Here is a 17,271-nt window from a genome sequence, read left to right on the forward strand (position 1 = left end):
GGATCGAGGAGAATCGACATGGCCGCCCGCCCCACCTGGCAAGGACATCTGAAGCTGTCGCTTGTTACCTGTCCGGTGGCTCTCTACACCGCGACGACCAGCACAAACGATGTGCGGTTTCACCTGATCAATCCCGACACCAACAACCGCATCCGCATGGTGCCGACGGATCCCGACACCGGGCCGGTCGAGCGCAGCGATCTGGTGCGCGGCTATGAGGTGTCCAAGGACGAATACGTGCTGTTCGACGACGCCGACTTCGACAAGGTGAAGCTGGAAAGCACCAAGACCATCTCGATCGACAAGTTCGTCGACGAGACCGAGATCGACCGGCTGTACTGGGACGACCCCTTCTTCGTGGTCCCCGAAAAGGGCGCTGGCGTAGAAGCCTTCGCCGTCATCCGCGACGCCATGCAAAAACAGGGCAAGGTCGCCTTGGGCCAGTTGGTCCTGCGCGGCAAGGAACGCCAGCTGGCGCTGGAGGTGCGCGGCAAGGGGCTGATCGCCTACACCCTGCGCGCCCATGACGAGGTGCGCGACGCCGACGACTATTTCGACGACATCCCGACCGTGAAGGCCGATCCCGACATGGTCGAGATCGCCGCCCGCATCATCGGCCAGAAGGAGGCAGACTTCGACCCCTCCGACTTCAAGGACGGCTACGACGACGCCCTGCGCGCCATGATCAAGGCCAAGTCCAAGGGCGGCAAGGGCGTGGTCGATGTCGGCGAACCCGACGACACCAATGTCATCGACCTGATGGCCGCATTGCGGAACAGCCTGAAAGGGTCGGCGACGGGGACGAAGAAGCCAGCCGCCAAGAAGGCTCCGGCAAAGAAGGCGACGCCCAGGAAGGCTGCGGCAAAGAAGAAGACCGCGGCCTAGACGCCCATCGCCTTCAGCGCCGATTTCAAACTGACCGCCGAGGCGCGGAATTCGGCCCACGGATCGGGCTTCTTCAGCAAGGCCGCATAGGTCCAAAGGTTAAATGCCGCGGGGTCCAGCCCGGCCTTCACCTGACCCCACGACAGCGGGAAGGCGATCCCCGCACCCGGCCTTGCGCGCGGCGACCAGGGCGCGACCGCCGTCGCCATCCGCCCGTTGCGCAGATAGTCGATAAAGATTTTTCCGCCCCGCGCCTTCTTGGCCAAGGTCGTGGTGAACCGGTCCGGCGCCTCGGCGCGGATGGCCTCCGCCACCGCCTTGGCGAAGACCTTGTTCTGATCCCAGGTCACGCGCGAGCGGGCGTCGGTCTTGATCGGCACGACGACGTGCAAACCCTTGCCCCCGGTCGTCTTGACGAAGGCGGCGAGACCCAGCGCCTCGATCTTCGCCTTCACGACCTTGGACGCGGCGATGACGTCGGCGAAGTCCAGCCCCTCGTCGGGATCCAGGTCGAAGGTGATTTGCTCAGGGACTTCCGGCTGGCCGGGCGCACAGCCCCAGGGGTGCAGTTCTAGCCCGCCCGATTGGGCGATGGCGACCAGGCCGCCGACATCGACGGCGGCGACGTAAGGGGTCCGGGTCTTGACGTCGATCAGCTTCAGCCGCGGGTTCGACCCCGCCATGGCGTGACGCTGGAAGAAAGTCTCGCCGCCGATCCCCTCAGGCGCCCGGATGATCGAGGTCGGCCGGCCCGCTACATGGGGCAGGATCCGCTCGGCCGCCGCCTCGTAGTAGCGCGCCAAATCGGCCTTGGTAATCGCCGGCCGGTCGCCCACGGCGGGCCACAGCACCTTTTCGGGACTTGAGAGGGTCACGCCCGCCACGACCACCTTGCCGGGCTTTCGGGCTGGTCGCACCGTCGTCGTGGTCTTCTTCGCGTCGCCCATGTCCGTGGGCGGCTGCGGCGGCTCGGTGACCTCTGCGGCCGTCTTGTCTTCGCGCAACCCTTTGAACGCCGCCTGCCGCAGCGATCCGGATTCGGTATAGCCACCGTGCTCGACCTCGGCGACCAGCACCGGCTTGACCCAATGGATGTCCTTGGCCGCCTTGGGTGCGCCCGCCCCGGCGAAGGGAGACTTCTGCGTCGCCACGCCTTTCAGCGCCGGAACAAGCGTCTTCGTCACCGCCTCGCCATAGCCGGTCCCGACCCTTCCCAGATAGCGAAGACCGCCCTTTTCCCTGACCCCGACGAGCAGAGAGCGGAACCGCGTGCCGCCCTCAGACGACCAGCCGCCGATCACGACTTCATCGCGACCCCGGCATTTGGACTTCAGCCAGGTGGACGACCTTCCGGCATGGTAGGGGGCATCCAGTTTCTTGGAGATCACGCCTTCCAGATCCATGCGACAGGCGCTCTCCAGCACCGCCTGGCCGGTCGAGGCGAAATGCTCGACGTAGCGCAGCCGCCCTGCGGCCGCTTTTCCGATCCGGTCCACATAGGCCTGCAGTCGCGCCTTGCGATGCGACAGCGGCAGTTTACGCAGATCCTCCGCCCCCTCGAACAACAGATCGAAGGCGAAATACACCAGGCCTTCCGTCTTCTCGTCCGAGATGGCCGCCTGCAACGCGCCGAAGTCCGGCATGTGATCGTCGTCCAGAGCGCACAGCTCGCCGTCGATCACGGCGTCGGGCCAGGTCGCCGCATCCGCCGCCAGGTCCGAGAACCGGTCGCTCCAGTCCAGACCCTTGCGCGTCCTCAAGACCGCCCGACCGCCGCCCACGCCGATCTGGATGCGATAGCCGTCGAACTTGATCTCGTGCGCCCAGCCCGTCCCGCCCGGCGGATGGTCAGTCACCTTGCACAGCTGGATCGGGACAAAGGCCGGCGGCTTTTTGGCCTTCGCCGCCGCTTTCGAGGGCTTGGGCTTGGCCGGGCCTTTACGCCCCGTCGGCTTGGACGCCGTCCATTGCTTGGTCCCATCCGCGATCTCGGCCAGCGACCGGCCCGTCGTCACCGAGGCGTCGATTTCGGCGAGCGCATCGCCCTCCCCCGCCACGGCGAAGTCGTCCTTCTCCTTCAGCAGCAGCCAGTTGTTCCGTTTGGAGGGTTTGCCCCGATCGCTCTTCAGCCGGATCAGCGCCCATTTGCCCTTCAGCCGTTCGCCATGAAGGATCATCTTGATCTGGCCCTTGGCCCAGGCTGCCTCCAGATCCGTCTCCTGTGGCTGCCAGGTTCCGACGTCCCACATCTGCACCGTGCCGGCGCCGTAGTTGCCGTCGGGAATCGTGCCCTCGAACGAGCCGTAATCCAGCGGATGATCCTCGACCTCGACCGCCAGCCGCTTGACCGCCGTGTCGCGCGACGGCGCCTTGGTCACGGCCCAGGATTTCAGCACCCCGTCCGCCTCGATGCGGAAATCATAGTGCAACCGCGTGGCGGCATGACGCTGGATCAGATAGCGAAAGCCGCCCTTGGCGCTCCTGGCCTTGGCGCCCTTTGGCTCGGGCGTCTCGCCGAACCGGCGCTTGGCCTGATAGGTCTTCAGTTCACCGCGCATAGGGGCGTAATCCGCCCCGAGCCAAAGCGTTGCCTCAGCGACAGAAGCGCGTGTCGGTCGCCTCGAGGTGCAGGTGGTCGTAGTGGACGGCGTTGTAGTCGGGGCTGAGCGTTGTGCCAAAGGTGCGGCAGGCGTCGTCGCGGATACGCTTCAGGAAGCGCGCTTCGGGCGTGTCCCCGTTCCAGTCCTTGGTCACGGTGATGCGCCGCCCGTCCCTCAGCCGCACCCCGGCGAAGTCCAGCGCCGCCGCCTGGGAATGGGCGCTGATGCGGTTGGAGCCCACGCCGTTGTTCACATTGCGACAGGCGTAGGCCCCCATGTGGTCGATCTGCACGACGTCCGAGCCCAAGATCTCGCGCGCCGCCGGCTCCAGCGACTGGCGACGCCAGATGCTCAGCGCCAGCGCTGTCTGACATGTCATCTCCACATCGCCCGGCGCCATGCGCGCCACCGTCCCCAGGTCGGCGCCCAGCACCCCGCCCTTGCTCAGGCCGCAGGTCGCGGTATTCTGGCGATCCGGCACGGGACTGAAGCGCACGCGCGCAGCGTTCAACTCGGCCAGACAACGGCCCAGGTCGCTACCTTCGCGCACGACCAGGGCTTGGGTCCCGCCGTCGATCATCCGATCCACCAGCCCCCCGACCAGCGGCGCCTCGGTGCGTGACGGATAGGGCGATGGCGGCCGCAATGGCTCAGGCGGCCGCCGTACGCAGCCGCTTAGGATCAGCAGGACGCCGAGGCCGATGAGAAAGGGAGAGATGCGCGACACGGAGAGCATGGTCGCGACGCTTAGCTGATTCCCGCCGCCGCCGTGGTCACGAGGCGGAGAGCCGTCTATCGGCGCTCTTCGGACGCGCCTTTGGCCCGGCACCGATCCGAACAGAACCGCACCTGATCCCAATCCCGCGCCCATTTCTTGCGCCAGGCGAACGGCAGGCCGCAGGCGGCGCAGAACTTTTGCGGCAGGTCGGACTTGGCCGGCGCCGTGCCGAGATTGACGTGCTTTCGGGCCATGTCGCCTGCCAAGAAAAAAGGGCGGCCCGTCAGAGCCGCCCTTGATCGTATCAGCTGTCCAGGAAGGACCGCAGTTTGCGCGACCGCGACGGATGCTTCAGCTTGCGCAGCGCCTTGGCCTCGATCTGACGGATGCGTTCGCGGGTCACCGAGAACTGCTGGCCGACTTCTTCCAGCGTGTGGTCGGTGTTCATGCCGATGCCGAAACGCATCCGCAGCACCCGCTCTTCACGCGGCGTCAGCGACGCCAGAACGCGGGTGGTCGTCTCACGCAGGTTCGACTGGATGGCGGCGTCGATCGGCAAGACGGCGTTCTTGTCCTCGATGAAGTCGCCCAGATGGCTGTCTTCCTCGTCACCGATCGGGGTTTCCAGCGAGATCGGCTCCTTGGCGATCTTCAGGACCTTGCGCACCTTCTCCAGCGGCATGGCCAGCTTTTCGGCCAGCTCTTCCGGCGTCGGCTCGCGGCCGATCTCATGCAGCATCTGGCGGCTGGTGCGGACGATCTTGTTGATCGTCTCGATCATGTGCACCGGGATACGGATGGTGCGCGCCTGGTCGGCGATCGAGCGGGTGATCGCCTGACGGATCCACCAAGTGGCGTAGGTCGAGAACTTGTAGCCGCGGCGGTACTCGAACTTGTCGACCGCCTTCATCAGGCCGATGTTGCCCTCTTGGATCAGGTCCAGGAACTGCAGGCCGCGGTTGGTGTATTTCTTGGCGATCGAGATCACGAGGCGCAGGTTGGCCTCGACCATTTCCTTCTTGGCCTGACGGGCTTCGCGCTCGCCCTTCTGCACCGTCTGGACGATGCGGCGATAGTCGTCGATCGGCAGACCGGCTTCCAGCGCCACGGCGGCGACGTCAGAACGGATAGTCGCGATCTGGCTGGCTTCGTTCTCGCTGAACTTGGTCCAGCGCACGCCCTGATCCTTGATCCGGTCCGTCCAGGTGGGGTCGAGCTCCGAGCCGAAATAGGCCTTGAGGAACTCGGGCCGCGAAATGCCGTAGCTGTCGGCCAGGCGCAGCAGACGGCCTTCCAGACCGATCAGGCGCTTGTTGATCGCATAGAGCTGCTCGACCAGCGCCTCGATGCGGTTGTTGTTCAGCTTCATCGTCTTCAGACGGTCCGAGATGGACGTCGTCAGCGCCTGATAGGCCTTCTCATCCTTGGCGCTCAGCACCTCGCCCTTCAGGCGGGCCTGAACCAGCTTGTCCTGCAGGGCGCGGAATGCGCCGAAGTCCGCAGCGATGGCGTTCAGGACGTCCATCACCCCGTCGCGCAGCTCGGCTTCCAGCGCCGAGATCGACATGCCGCCGCCATCGTCGAAGTCGTCGTCGTCGTCGTCGTCGGATTCAGGCTTGTCCTCGGCGGCCGCCTTGTCCTCGGCCTCGTCTTCCTCTTCGCCTTCAGGCTGGGCGGCGCCCGGCAGGGACGAAGGGTTCAGCACGCCATATGTAGCGTCCAGGTCGATGACCTCACGCAGCAGGATGCGGTTGTTTTCCAGCTCGTCGCGCCACACCATGATGGCCTCGAAGGTCAGGGCGCTTTCGCAAAGACCCGAGATCATTGCGTCGCGGCCGGCCTCGATCCGCTTTGCGATGGCGATTTCGCCCTCGCGGCTCAGCAGTTCGACCGAACCCATCTCGCGCAGATACATGCGCACGGGGTCGTCGGTGCGGTCATAGGCGGATTTGGCGGGCGTTTCGGCCACGGCGGTGCCGGCGGCGGCGGCGACGTCGGTGGACTGCTGCTCCTGCGCGTCCTCCTCGGCCTCCACGACGTTGACGCCCATTTCGGACAGCATCGCCAGGGTGTCTTCAATGGCGTCGGGCGTGACTTCTTCGGACGGCAGGACCTTGTTCAGCTCCTCCATCGTCACATAGCCGCGCGCCTTGGCTTGCTTGATGAACTTCTTGACGCCGGCGTCCGTCAGATCGAGCAGGGGCCCATCGGTCGAAACCTCGGTGTCCTGCGTCTCGGTCTGTGCGTTCATAGTCAGTCTGTCTCCGGCCGAGAGGGTGATCAGTCCGCCCCGGCGAAAAATACAATGCTTGGCGTGCCGTAAGGTTACGTGCCCGCGCTGTCTTCCCAAATCGTCCCGGCTTTGATCGCACGGCGAAGCGCATCCCGCTCGGCCTTCAGCCGGCGGAACGCCTCATCCTGCCCAGGCACATCACGTGCATGGGCCAAGGCGTCCTCCAACGCGGCGACCCGCGTCGAAGCGTCGAACGCCTGCGACCATCGGACCCTTGCCTCGGCGAGGGGCGCATTTGCGGCCAGGAATGGCGCGCCGGACTTTGCCGCCGCCTTCTCGACCTCGCGCACTAAGGCATCATGACCCGATTGCGCCAGATGGCGTCGCAGGGCGGCGGAGTCAAGGCTATGTCCCGACAGACGCAGGCGAACCAGCTCCTGCGCCAGTCCATCCAGCCCCTTGTCGCCGAATCCGTGGGCGGCGATCTCTTCCAGATGGTCGTCCATCCGTTCGGGGTCGTCGATGGCGCCGTGGGCCAGGGCGGCCGGCACGGGCTCGATGGCGCGAAACAGCGACTGCATCGCCTGGGCGCCCTCGGCCGTCTGGCCCAGTTTGGGCGGCGGGCCGAAACCGCGTTTGCCCTGCCCCGGCGTCCAGGGCGCGCGTTGGGGGCTGCGCGGGAACAGGGCGTCGAAACGGTCGAACAGGTCGCGGCGGTATTGTTCGGCCAGATCCTTGTCCTGGATGGCCGAGGCGGTGTTCCTCAGCCGCGCCTTGAAGCCGGCCTTGCGCTCCGGCGTGTCCAGCGGCTCCAGATCCTGTTCGCGGCGGAACAGCACCTCGGCGAACCCATGGGTTTCGGCCAGGGCCTGGCGCAGCGCGGGCGCGCCCTTGTCGCGAAGGATGTCGTCGGGATCCTGCCCGGCGCCGAGCAGCGCGAAGCGGAACGAGCGCCCTGGCTTCAGCAGCGGCAGGGAGCGTTCGATGGCGCGATAGGCGGCGCGCAGTCCGGCCGCATCGCCGTCGAAGCACAGGATCGGCTCGTGCGACACGCGCCACAGCCGTTCCATCTGCTCCTCAGTGAGAGCCGTGCCCATCGGCGCCACGGCCGGCAGGCCCGCGCGCTGGCAGGCGATGACGTCCATATAGCCTTCGACCACGATGATGGCTTGGTCGTTCTTGGATTCCGCCCCCAGGATGCGCCGCGCTTCGGGCAGGCCGTAGAGGGTCGCGCCCTTATGAAAAAGCGGGCTTTCCGGACCGTTCAGATATTTGGCGCGGTCGTCGGGGTTCATGGCCCGGCCGCCGAAGCTGACGATCCGGCCGCGCGCATCCAAGATCGGGAACATCAGACGGTCGCGGAACCGATCATAGGGCTGGCCGCCGCTTTCGGGCGAGATCAGCAGCCCGGCCTCGACCAGTTCGGCGGGCTTGGCGCCGCGCTGGACCAAGGCTTGCTTCAGCCCCTCGCGATCGTTGGGCGCATAGCCCAGGCCGAACCGCTCCCACTGATCCTCGGGCAGGCCGCGCTTGTCCAGATATTCGCGCGCCGCCTTGCCCGGCGTGCGGCGCAGGTTTGCGGCGAACCATTTCTGGGCCAAGTCCATCCAGTCCGACAGCCCTGCCCGCTTCTGCTCGCGCTCGGCCTCCTTGGGGTCTTCGGCGGGAAGCTGCATCCCCGCCTCGCCGGCCAAGCGCTGCACCGCCTCGACGAAGCTGAGCCGCTCGGTCTCCTGCAGGAAGGAAATGACGTCGCCATGCTTGCCGGACGAGAAGTCGTGGAAGAAGCCCTTGTCGTCATTGACAAAGAAGGACGGCGACTTCTCCTTCGAGAAGGGCGACAGACCGACGTATTCGCGGCCCTGACGTTTCAGCTTCACCGTCCGCCCGATCACGTCGGACGGCCGAAGGCGGGCCTTCAGTTCATCGATGAATCTCTCGTCGAAACGCACCCGCGATCCTTAAGCCCTGCGGCCCTCACAAGCGAATCGAATGAGCGCAAAACCCTCATTGACTTGACAAGTTTATATTTTAAAGTAGTCATATTGCAGGAGAGCCAAGAATGACCGATTCTTCTTCATCAGGGGACGAAGCCGACCTGGCCTACCTCAAACGATTGGCGGTAGCGGGACGCGGGCAGCCCGCCCCTTTCCTGCTCTTGATCGCCGTGTTCGGGGGCGCCTATGGCTTTGCACTGTTGGCCATCCTGATGGCCTTCGTGATCGAAGGATTCCCGCAACCCGGAACACCCGTGACGGGACCGATCTCTAATCTCGTGGGAACGTGGGGAATTATAGGATCGCACCTGATCTTTTTCGCCACCGTCGCGTGGACGATCTGGAGAACCTTGGGTCCAAACCGAGTCCGCCTTAGCCGATCCGCTACAGCGACATGGTCCGGCAGCTTCATCGCGCTGGTCGCCACCTTTGTCGTTTTCCACCTGGTTACGCGAAACGAAGCCGCGCCGGATGCGACGAAGATTGCCCAGGTCATCTGGCCGGTCGTGTTGATCCTATGGGGCGCAGCATGGTGGACCACCGCCATCGCCAGCGACCGGAGGTGGCTCATCGCCGTTGCGATCGGAAGTTTTGGCGCAGCCGCTGCCTTGGCGTGGGTCGGCACAGCGTCTTTGGCCGCCTTGGTTGTCATGTGCGCCAGTCTGATGCTTCTGGCCTTCGCTCCTGCGATGATCCTGATGCGCGAGACGCGCAGGTGACGGCCGAGCCCAGCGTCGATCCCGCCTTTTCCCATCGATTAAGAACAGGGGTGATGGCCTATCTCTCGACCGCCGAAGCCGCCGACTTCACCGAGCTCGCCCTCGCCTTGGCCGCCCCGAACAACAGCCTGTCCAGTCACCTGACCCGACTGGAAACCGCCGGCTATATTGAACTGCGACGGGGTTTTCTGGGCCGCAAACCTCGCACCCGCGTCGTCCTGACCGTCACTGGACGGGCGGCATGGGAAAGATATCTGGGCGCGTTGGGCTAAAGGACGATCAGGCGGCTCGTCCGGGCATCCCCCGATATCCGAACGAACCGCCGCATCGCAGAAGGCGCAAACCGCAGCGTCCCCCAACGCCTTGGCTAACGAAGTCCTAACGCCTCGCGGATCGGCATCTGAGGTCAGGACCAGCGTTGTGTCGAGAGGCGGGCGGGCTTACCATAGCGAATAGAGGCGAGACTGTGTCCTTTTCGTCGCGCGTTGTTCGCCTTAAGGGCGACCGAAGGGGACGACCTTATTGGCGGCGTCATGTCCGATATCGGCGCTTCCCAGAAAGGGTATGCCCGAACGCAGGCACCAGTACCGAACGATTTCCTCCGGAGTCTGGCCGAAATCGGGATCGTTTGGCGTGACGTCCGAGACCCGTCCCAGGCGAATTCCGGCCACGCGACGGATGCTGGCCTGGCTGGTCAAGTGAAACATCATCCGGTCGATCCGGTAGGCGGCCTCGGACACCTCCTCCAGCATCAGGACGTGGTCGGACAGATCAGGCTCCAGAGGCGTGCCGGTCAGTTCGTTCAGGATGGTCAGGTTGAAGGCGACGGCCGGGCGCGGATCGGTCTTCAGCGACGGCTCGATCCAGTCGGTGCGTCCGGTAGTCAGCCAGGACAGGGCGCCGCGCGCGGTCGCGTCGTCGCGCACCGAATCCGAGGCCATCGGTCCGTGCGCCAGATGCTGGAACCCCGCCTTGTACATTCCGGCCAACAGGCTGCCGGCGTCGGAATACCCCATGTAGCGCTTCTTGCGGGCGACGGCGTCCAGGCGCGGGATAACCGCATCAGCGATGCGACAAGAGCCGTATCCGCCGCGCGCGAACCAGATGGCTTCGATGCGGGGGTCGTTGGCGAACTCCACGAAGGCGTCGGCGCGCGCCCGGTCGTCGCCGGCGAAATGACCGTGTTTCAGGAAACAGGCGGGGTGGAAGACGACGGCGACATCGCGGTCGGGATGGTTCTGCGCCATCCAGGCCTCGACCGCCTCGGCGCGCTCTTTCGCAAAGCGCGAACTGGCGCAGACGACGCCGATCTTGAAACTGTTGGTGGTCACGTCCGTCTTCTTCGTCGTTTTTGCGATCCCCTACTGGCGGACCGGCCCGATCCCCTGTTCTAAGGGGGCATGAACCAAGACGCCTCCTATTTCTTCTGCGGCATCGGCGGGTCGGGCATGCTGCCCCTGGCCATGATCGTCCAGGCGCGCGGCGCCGTGATCGAAGGGTCGGACCGGGCGCTGGACCAGGGCCGTACGCCCGAGAAGTTCGACTGGCTGCGCGCCCACGGCGTGACCCTGTATCCCCAGGACGGATCGGGCGTGACCCGCGCGGATCAGACCGTCATCGCCACCGGCGCCATCGAGGAGACGGTGCCCGACATCGGCGCGGCCAGGCGCGCCGGCGCAACCATCAAGACCCGGCCCGAGCTGCTCAGTGAACTCTTCAACGACGCCCTGACCTCGGTCGGGGTCGCGGGCACAAGCGGCAAGTCCACCATCACCGGCATAATCGCCTGGATCCTGCATCAGACGGGCCGCGAGCCGACCGTCATGAACGGGGCGGTGATGAGGAACTTCGCCGACGCCGACCATCCGTTCGCCAGCGCCCTGATCGGCGGGCCCGACGTGTTCGTGTCGGAGGTGGATGAAAGCGACGGCTCGATCGCCCGCTACGATCCGACGGTGGCGGTGGTGTCGAACATCTCGCTGGACCACAAGTCGATGGAGGAGCTGCGCGACCTGTTCGGCGGCTTCACCGCGCGGGCGACGACGGCCGTGTTGAACCTGGACAATCCCGAGACGGCGGCGCTGGTCCAGACTCTGCCGGTTGGCAAGGCGATCACCTTCGGCCTGGGCGAAGAGAAGGCCGACCTGTCCGCCCATGATCTTCAGCCTCTGCCGACAGGCATGCGGTTCCGGCTGATCGAGGGCTGGAGCGAACACGACGTGGTTCTGAACGTGCCCGGCGCCCACAATGTCGCCAACGCCCTGGCGGCGCTGGGCGCGACCCGGGCGCTGGGCGTGCCGACGGCCGAGGCGGTCAAGGCGCTGGAGACCTTCGCCGGCATCCGTCGCCGCATGGAGGTCGTCGGGACGGCGGGCGACATCACCGTCATCGACGACTTCGCCCATAACCCGGACAAGATCGCGGCCACGCTGAAGACCCTGCACGCCTTCGATGGGCGGCTGCTGATCCTGTTTCAGCCGCATGGGTTCGGCCCGCTTAAGCTGATGAAGTCAGAGTTCATCGACGGTTTCGCCGGCCTGATGCGCGAGGACGACGTGCTGCTGATGCCCGAGCCGGTCTATTACGGCGGCACCACCGACCGCAGCGTGGGATCGGAAGACATCGCCTCCGGCGTCCGCGCTGCCGGCCGTCAGGCCGAGGCGCTGGCGACGCGCGCCGACTGCGGCGACCGGATCGTCGAGATCGCCAAGCCGGGCGACCGGATCATCGTCATGGGCGCGCGCGACGACACCCTGTCGACCTTCGCGGCGGAACTGTTGGGGCGACTAGGCCAGTAGCCCCATCGGCAAGGACGGGGTTCAGTATACGTCGCGGCGGTAGCGGCCGTCTTCCAGCAGGGTCAGCACCACGTCCGCGCCCAGTGCGCTTTCCAGCGCGGCATGCACGCCTTGCGACATGCCGTCCAGACTGCCGCAGACATAGACCGCCGCGCCGCGCGCGATCCAATCTCGAAGCTCGTCGGCCGCCGCCGCGACCAGATCCTGCACATATCGGCCGTCGCCCGCATCGCGCGAAAAGCTCCGGTCCAGCCGCCGCAGCACGCCTGACGCCAGCCAGGCCTGCAACTCCGCATCGAAGAAGGCGTCGTGCGCCTGGGTCCGTTCTCCGAACAGCAGCCAGGCCCCGCCCGACGCCGTCCGCGCTTTCAGATGCGCCCGCAAGCCGGCGATGCCCGTGCCGTTGCCGATCAGGATTATCGGCGTCTCGTCCGCCGGGCCGTAGAAGCTGCGGTTCGCGCGCAGGCGCATTCCGATCTGATCGCCCAGCGCCAAATCCTGCGTCAGCCATCCCGACGCCAGACCCGGGGTGCCGTCGGGATGGCGCATCAGGCGGACCAGAAACTCGACCCGGCCGTCAGACGGCAGGGAGGCGATGGAATATTCACGCGAGCCCGGCGTGACGCCGTCCCGTTCCGGCAGGCCGACCTCGGCGATGTCGCCGGCCGACCAGTCGGGCGACGCGCCTACGGGTTCGAACGCCAGATGATACGCCTCGCCGCCGGGGCTGCCGGGATTGACCAGGGTGCGTTCGACCAGCCGCCAGGGGTCGTAGGCGGCCGGGGTCCAGTCGGGGGCCGTCACGCTGCCGGTGATCTGGTTCAGCTGATGCTGCCAGTGGCGGATGGCGCCGGCCTCGCCGTTGTCGACCTCGACCATGTCAAAGAGGGGGTCGGCGCCCGCGCGTCTCAGCCAGCCGTCCACCGCATGGCCGAACCCGCAGAAACGATCATAGCTGCGGTCGCCCAACGCCAGCAGGCCGAAGCGAAGACCGGACAGGTCCGCCGCCTCGCCCATGACCTTGCGTACGAACCGGGCCGCGCTGTCGGGCGGATCCCCCTCGCCGGTCGTCGAGACGATCAGCAATGCGCGGTCCGTCGACTTCAGCGTCTGCATATCCAGATCGGCGAAAGACAGCACCCGCGCGCCCACGCCGCCATCGCCGAGAGACCGCGCCGTCATCCACGCCAGTTCCTCGGCGAAGCCCGTCTGGCTGGCGAAGGCGATCAGCAGCGGCCGTCCCTCGCCTGCGCCCGCCAGAGCATCAGACTGCGCGCGGGCTGCCGCATTGGCTCTGCGCTCCCGCCAGACAATGACGGCGATCAGGGCCAGCCAAAGCGCCAAGGCCCCGACCGCCCACAGCCAGCGCTGCGGATCGGCTGTCACCCCGGACGATCTCCGTCGTCGTCGAGCAGGGCGGCGAAGGCCGGCGACATCCGCTCGACCGGCCCGCGCTCGGTGCGTTCGACGAAATGGGCCATCAGACCCACGGCCTCGGCGTAGTCCGGTCCGTCGAACGGTCCCATAACGGTCAGGGCCGTGGCGTAGGCGTCGGCCATCATGGCCGAGGCGTGGAGGACGGTGACCGAACTCAGATTGTTGCTGACCGGCCGACCGGTCGATCCGTCGATGGTGTGGGGATACAGGCGCCCGTCATGGCGGAACGCGCGGCGATAGTCGCCGCTGGTCGCCACGGCCAAATCGAACAGGGCCGCCACAGTGTGGGGCGCAGGCGAACCCTCGACCCGCTCGATCTCGACCCACCACGGCTGGGCGTCCGGCTTGACGCCGCGCCCTTTCAACTCGCCCCCGATCTCGATCAGGTGGGAGGTCGCGCCCACGGCCATCAGGCGGTCGGACACGCGGTCCACCGCATGACCCTTGGCGATGCCGGAGAAGTCCAGCCTCATCCCCCCCATCTGCATCACCGCGCGCGCATCGCCGTTCAGCCTCAGCTTCTGCCAGCCCGACACGGTCGCAGCCGCGGCGATCTCGTCTTCGGACGGGACGGGCAACAAGGCCGAGCGCGGTCCGGGCGGGCCGAAGCCCCACAGATCGACCAAGGCGCCCAGGGTCGGATCGACCGCGCCGTTGGTCTCGTCGCCCAGCGTCATCGCCGCATCCAGCAGATCCCAGAACGGCTGGGACACCGCCCAGACGCCGGCCGGCGCGGTGTTGAAGCGGCTGATTTCGCTGGACGGCTCCCACGGGCTGAACAGGCCGACGACGGTCGCCAGTTCCTCTTCGATGGCAGACCGGATCTCTGCCTCGCCCACGCCTGGCGGAGCGATGACGCGCGCGCTCCAGGTCGTGCCCATGGTCTGGCCGACCAGCGAACGGATCAGATCGCTGGGCGGACGAGGCGGCGCGCCTTCGATTGCGGGCACGAGGACGCGGTTGTCGACGCGGTCGCCCAGAGGGGCGGCGTCGCCGATATTGACCGTGGGCGGGGCGGCGCGCGAACCGCGCGAAGGGGGAATGTCGGACATGGCCCTTCGCTTAGGGCAGGACTTCCATCGCCGCCACATAGCTGGCGTTGGAACCCAGCGTTTCACCCTGGCCTTCGGTGCGGACCGAGGCGTTCAGCCAATACATGCCGGCTTCCGGCCAGGTGATGGTGAAGGCGCCCTCGGCGTTGGTCTTGACCGTCGATTCTTCGGGGTTGTCGCGGTAACGCAGACCGCCGCGCGCCACGGTGACGTCGATGTCAGCCGCCGGCTGGCCGTTGTTCAGCAGCTTGAAGGTGGCGGGCTCGCCCACCACCAGGTCGTTCGGGTGGGTGACGGGAACCAGCTCAAGCCCCTCGCCGGTCGTCTTGAAGACGGTGTCGGAGGGGTTGTTCAGGGTAACGAAGGTCTCGATGCGGCTGGCGGTGCGGGTCGCCTGAACATTGGTCGCGCCCTCGGGCAGGCCCGCCGGATAGTCCGAGGCCGCGCCGCGCCAGCGCTTCTGTTCGCCGTTCAGGGTGTAGCTGGCCATCACTCCGTTCATGACGTTGGCGACCTTGTAGGTGCCGTTCTGGGTCAGATGGGCGTCGAAGGTCGAGCGATAGCGGCCCTGTATGGCGTTCTCGGGCTGGACCGCCGAGCCGTCCGGCGCGGTGATGGTCAGGCCGGTCAGGCGCATGGCGGCGTGATCGGGGTTGAACACCTGGTTCGACATGCCCGCGTCGAACCCGACCCATGCGTCCGTGCCCGACAGGGTCGTGGCGGTGGGCGCCAGCCAGGCGCGGTGGGCCTGGGCGGCCATGGGGGCGGCCAGCGCTGCGGCCAGCGTCAGCAGGGCGATCGTCTTCTTCATGGTCATGATCCTTAGCGAGAGACGGCGACGCGCACGGCGCCCAGTTCGGTGGAGCCGGTTCCGGCGCCGGTGTTGGCCGCGCCCCAGCGGAAGGGTACGCGCACGACTTCGCGTCCGCCCAGTTCACGGGCTGCCTCGACGACGATGTTGTACTGGCCGGGCTGAAGGTTGCGCAGGCGTGCGGCGGGCACGGTGACGGTCTGGCGGCCCGGCGCGCGCGTGGCGCCGGATACGCCGTCGGCCGGCAGGCTCATGGCCCGGCCGCCCTTGCGCCACCAGGTGCGCAAATCCTTCAGCCAGTCCTTGCCGTCGCCCTCGTTATTCCGGGTCTGCTGATACCAGACGGCCAGGGTGCGTTCGGCCGACTGGTCCGGCTTTTCGATCCACACCGCGACATAGGGGCGATGATACGAGGCGGTGTTCAGACGCGGAATCTCGACCGACACCGTCAGGTCGGCGGCCATGGCGGGCGCAGCGGCGGCCGCGAGGCCGACGGTGGTGATGACGACGGGAAGAAGGCGCATCGAAAAACTCGTCAGTGAATGAAGATCAGGGCGATGACGACAGGGATCAGCAGGCCCAGCGCCGCCAGCGGCCAGGTCGAGGGCCGACCCTTGGCGTGCAGGAACATCAGGCCCAGGCCCGTGACGGCGAAGATGACGCAGGCCGCCGCGAAGACGTCGATGAACCAGAACCAGACCACCCCGGCGTTGCGGCCCTTGTGCAGGTCGTTGAGGTAGGCGATCCAGCCGCGCGTCGTCTTCTCGTGCAGGGTCTCGCCGGTCGAACGGTCGATGGTGACCCAGCCGTCGCCGCCAGGCATGGCCAGGGCGACATAGACTTCTTCCGCCGTCGTCTCGGTCGGCTTGCCGGCGATCTCGACCTTGAGCGCCTCGGACGCCCACCGCGCGACAGCGTCGGGGACAGGATCGGTCGTCTCCTGCGGGAAGCTCGCCAGCCGCTGCAACAGGGGCGTCGGCAAGGTCGCGGTCTGTTCGACCGTCACCGGATCGCCGGGGATCGAGGCCGCATGGTTCAGGGTGATGCCGGTGACCGCGAACAGGATCATGCCGACTAGGCTGACCGCCGCCGAAATCCAGTGCCAGCTATGCAGCTGTTTCAGCCAGAACGACCGTGCGCTGTTTAGCGCCGCCTTGGGTTTGGGGCCCTTGGCTGCGGTTTCGGCCTGACGCTGTGTCGCGAGTTCGGTCACGGGCTCGCTGTGCCATTGTTGCGAACGGGTTGCAATAGCATTTAGCGACGTCGCGGAGCCTTGTCCGTCAGACTTCGGTCCAGCGCCGCAGAAGATTGTGATAGACGCCGGTCAGTTCGATCACCGCCTGATCCTTCGGTCCCCTCTCGGTCGCCACGCGCTGGGTGGCGATGTCCAGACGGAACAGGGTTTCACGATCGGCGTCGTCGCGGACCAAGCTCTGCATCCACATGAAGGACGACACCCGCGCCCCGCGCGTCACCGGCGTGACGCGGTGCAGGCTCTTGGACGGATAGAGGACCAGATCGCCAGCCGGCAGCTTGATCGCCTGCGACCCGTACATCTCCTCGATGATCAGTTCGCCACCATCGTAGTCCTCGGGCTCGGACAGAAAAAGGGTCGCCGACAGGTCGCTGCGAATGCGAATCGCCCCGCCGGTGCGGGACTGGCGGATGGCGTTGTCGACGTGCAGGCCGAACTCACCCCCGCCTTCGTAGCGGTTGAACAAGGGCGGAAAGATCGTGTGCGGCAGGGCCGCCGCCACAAACATCGGATTGGCGTTCAGCGCCTGGACGACAAGGGCGGAGACCTCCTTCGCCACGTCCGAATCCTCGGGCAGTTGAAGGTTTTTCTTCGCCGTCGCCGATTGATGGCCCGAGGTGGCGTTGCCGTCCGCCCATGGCCCGGCGTCCAGCCGCGCACGCAGAGCCGCGACCTCGGCCTTGGAGAAGACTTCCGGAATCTGCAGCAGCACGGGCGTTCTCGCTGAAAGACGAAACGGCCCCGCGGGGGATTGCGGGGCCGTCAG

At 66.5% G+C, this 17,271-nt stretch carries 16 protein-coding genes; 4 read left to right on the forward strand and 12 right to left on the reverse strand.

Annotated features, from left to right (window positions below):
• Window positions 1-18: 18 nt before the first annotated feature.
• On the forward strand, window positions 19-885 hold the full coding sequence (gene ku, locus QRN13_RS05685) for a non-homologous end joining protein Ku (protein WP_284877178.1): 867 nt from the start codon (window positions 19-21) through the stop codon (window positions 883-885).
• On the opposite strand, the gene ligD is transcribed toward ku, so the two are convergent.
• The 5 genes from ligD to dnaG all read right to left on the reverse strand — a co-directional run bounded on the left by ligD (window position 882) and on the right by dnaG (window position 8,388).
• Window positions 882-3,443 (reverse strand): DNA ligase D, encoded by a 2,562-nt coding sequence (gene ligD / locus QRN13_RS05690; protein ID WP_284877179.1) that lies wholly within the window; start codon window positions 3,441-3,443, stop codon window positions 882-884. The two genes, ku and ligD, sit on opposite strands and share 4 nt — an antisense overlap.
• Before the next feature lie 34 nt (window positions 3,444-3,477).
• Window positions 3,478-4,131: an extensin-like domain-containing protein gene (locus QRN13_RS05695; protein WP_284877180.1), complete on the reverse strand. Its 654-nt coding sequence runs from the start codon at window positions 4,129-4,131 to the stop codon at window positions 3,478-3,480.
• 146 nt (window positions 4,132-4,277) lie between these two features.
• Window positions 4,278-4,457: a DUF2256 domain-containing protein gene (locus QRN13_RS05700; protein WP_055752848.1), complete on the reverse strand. Its 180-nt coding sequence runs from the start codon at window positions 4,455-4,457 to the stop codon at window positions 4,278-4,280.
• A 50-nt stretch (window positions 4,458-4,507) separates the two neighbouring features.
• Entirely contained in the window at window positions 4,508-6,454 is a 1,947-nt protein-coding gene (rpoD, locus tag QRN13_RS05705; protein WP_284877181.1) for an RNA polymerase sigma factor RpoD, read from the reverse strand.
• A gap of 74 nt (window positions 6,455-6,528) precedes the next feature.
• Window positions 6,529-8,388, reverse strand: a complete 1,860-nt coding sequence (gene dnaG / locus QRN13_RS05710; RefSeq protein WP_284877182.1) for a DNA primase — start codon at window positions 8,386-8,388, stop codon at window positions 6,529-6,531.
• 110 nt (window positions 8,389-8,498) lie between these two features.
• Here dnaG and QRN13_RS05715 point away from each other — a divergent pair, with 110 nt between their 5' ends.
• Together QRN13_RS05715 and QRN13_RS05720 are read left to right on the forward strand one after the other, a co-directional pair.
• Window positions 8,499-9,152 carry a hypothetical protein gene (locus QRN13_RS05715; RefSeq protein WP_284877183.1) on the forward strand — a complete coding sequence of 218 codons (654 nt, stop codon included), beginning with the start codon at window positions 8,499-8,501 and terminating at the stop codon, window positions 9,150-9,152.
• 50 nt (window positions 9,153-9,202) lie between these two features.
• Window positions 9,203-9,424, forward strand: a complete 222-nt coding sequence (locus tag QRN13_RS05720; RefSeq protein ID WP_335621854.1) for a transcriptional regulator — start codon at window positions 9,203-9,205, stop codon at window positions 9,422-9,424.
• 222 nt (window positions 9,425-9,646) lie between these two features.
• On the opposite strand, the gene QRN13_RS05725 is transcribed toward QRN13_RS05720, so the two are convergent.
• Window positions 9,647-10,483: an LD-carboxypeptidase gene (locus QRN13_RS05725; protein WP_284877184.1), complete on the reverse strand. Its 837-nt coding sequence runs from the start codon at window positions 10,481-10,483 to the stop codon at window positions 9,647-9,649.
• Between the two features lie 69 nt (window positions 10,484-10,552).
• Here QRN13_RS05725 and QRN13_RS05730 point away from each other — a divergent pair, with 69 nt between their 5' ends.
• Window positions 10,553-11,950 (forward strand): UDP-N-acetylmuramate--L-alanine ligase, encoded by a 1,398-nt coding sequence (locus QRN13_RS05730; RefSeq protein WP_284877185.1) that lies wholly within the window; start codon window positions 10,553-10,555, stop codon window positions 11,948-11,950.
• 21 nt (window positions 11,951-11,971) lie between these two features.
• Here QRN13_RS05730 and QRN13_RS05735 read toward each other — a convergent pair whose 3' ends face one another.
• The 6 genes from QRN13_RS05735 to QRN13_RS05760 all read right to left on the reverse strand — a co-directional run bounded on the left by QRN13_RS05735 (window position 11,972) and on the right by QRN13_RS05760 (window position 17,217).
• A complete protein-coding gene (locus QRN13_RS05735; RefSeq protein WP_284877186.1) occupies window positions 11,972-13,336 on the reverse strand; it encodes a sulfite reductase subunit alpha in 1,365 nt (454 codons plus the stop codon).
• Complete coding sequence (locus QRN13_RS05740) at window positions 13,333-14,439, reverse strand: FAD:protein FMN transferase (protein WP_284877187.1); 1,107 nt, start codon at window positions 14,437-14,439, stop codon at window positions 13,333-13,335. Before QRN13_RS05740 ends, QRN13_RS05735 begins: the two co-directional genes overlap by 4 nt.
• Before the next feature lie 10 nt (window positions 14,440-14,449).
• Window positions 14,450-15,250, reverse strand: coding sequence for a DUF4198 domain-containing protein (locus QRN13_RS05745; protein ID WP_284877188.1), 801 nt, complete (start codon window positions 15,248-15,250; stop codon window positions 14,450-14,452).
• Window positions 15,251-15,261: 11 nt separating this feature from the next.
• On the reverse strand, window positions 15,262-15,774 hold the full coding sequence (locus tag QRN13_RS05750; protein ID WP_055752840.1) for a DUF2271 domain-containing protein: 513 nt from the start codon (window positions 15,772-15,774) through the stop codon (window positions 15,262-15,264).
• An 11-nt stretch (window positions 15,775-15,785) separates the two neighbouring features.
• The gene (locus QRN13_RS05755; protein WP_284877189.1) at window positions 15,786-16,463 is read right to left on the reverse strand and encodes a PepSY-associated TM helix domain-containing protein; all 678 of its coding nucleotides are present in this window, start codon (window positions 16,461-16,463) and stop codon (window positions 15,786-15,788) included.
• A gap of 67 nt (window positions 16,464-16,530) precedes the next feature.
• Window positions 16,531-17,217: a Fe2+-dependent dioxygenase gene (locus tag QRN13_RS05760; protein WP_284877190.1), complete on the reverse strand. Its 687-nt coding sequence runs from the start codon at window positions 17,215-17,217 to the stop codon at window positions 16,531-16,533.
• Between the last annotated feature and the right edge of the window lie 54 nt (window positions 17,218-17,271).

Origin of the sequence: Brevundimonas sp. MEB006b (assembly GCF_030209705.1) — a bacterium.
Lineage (GTDB): Bacteria > Pseudomonadota > Alphaproteobacteria > Caulobacterales > Caulobacteraceae > Brevundimonas.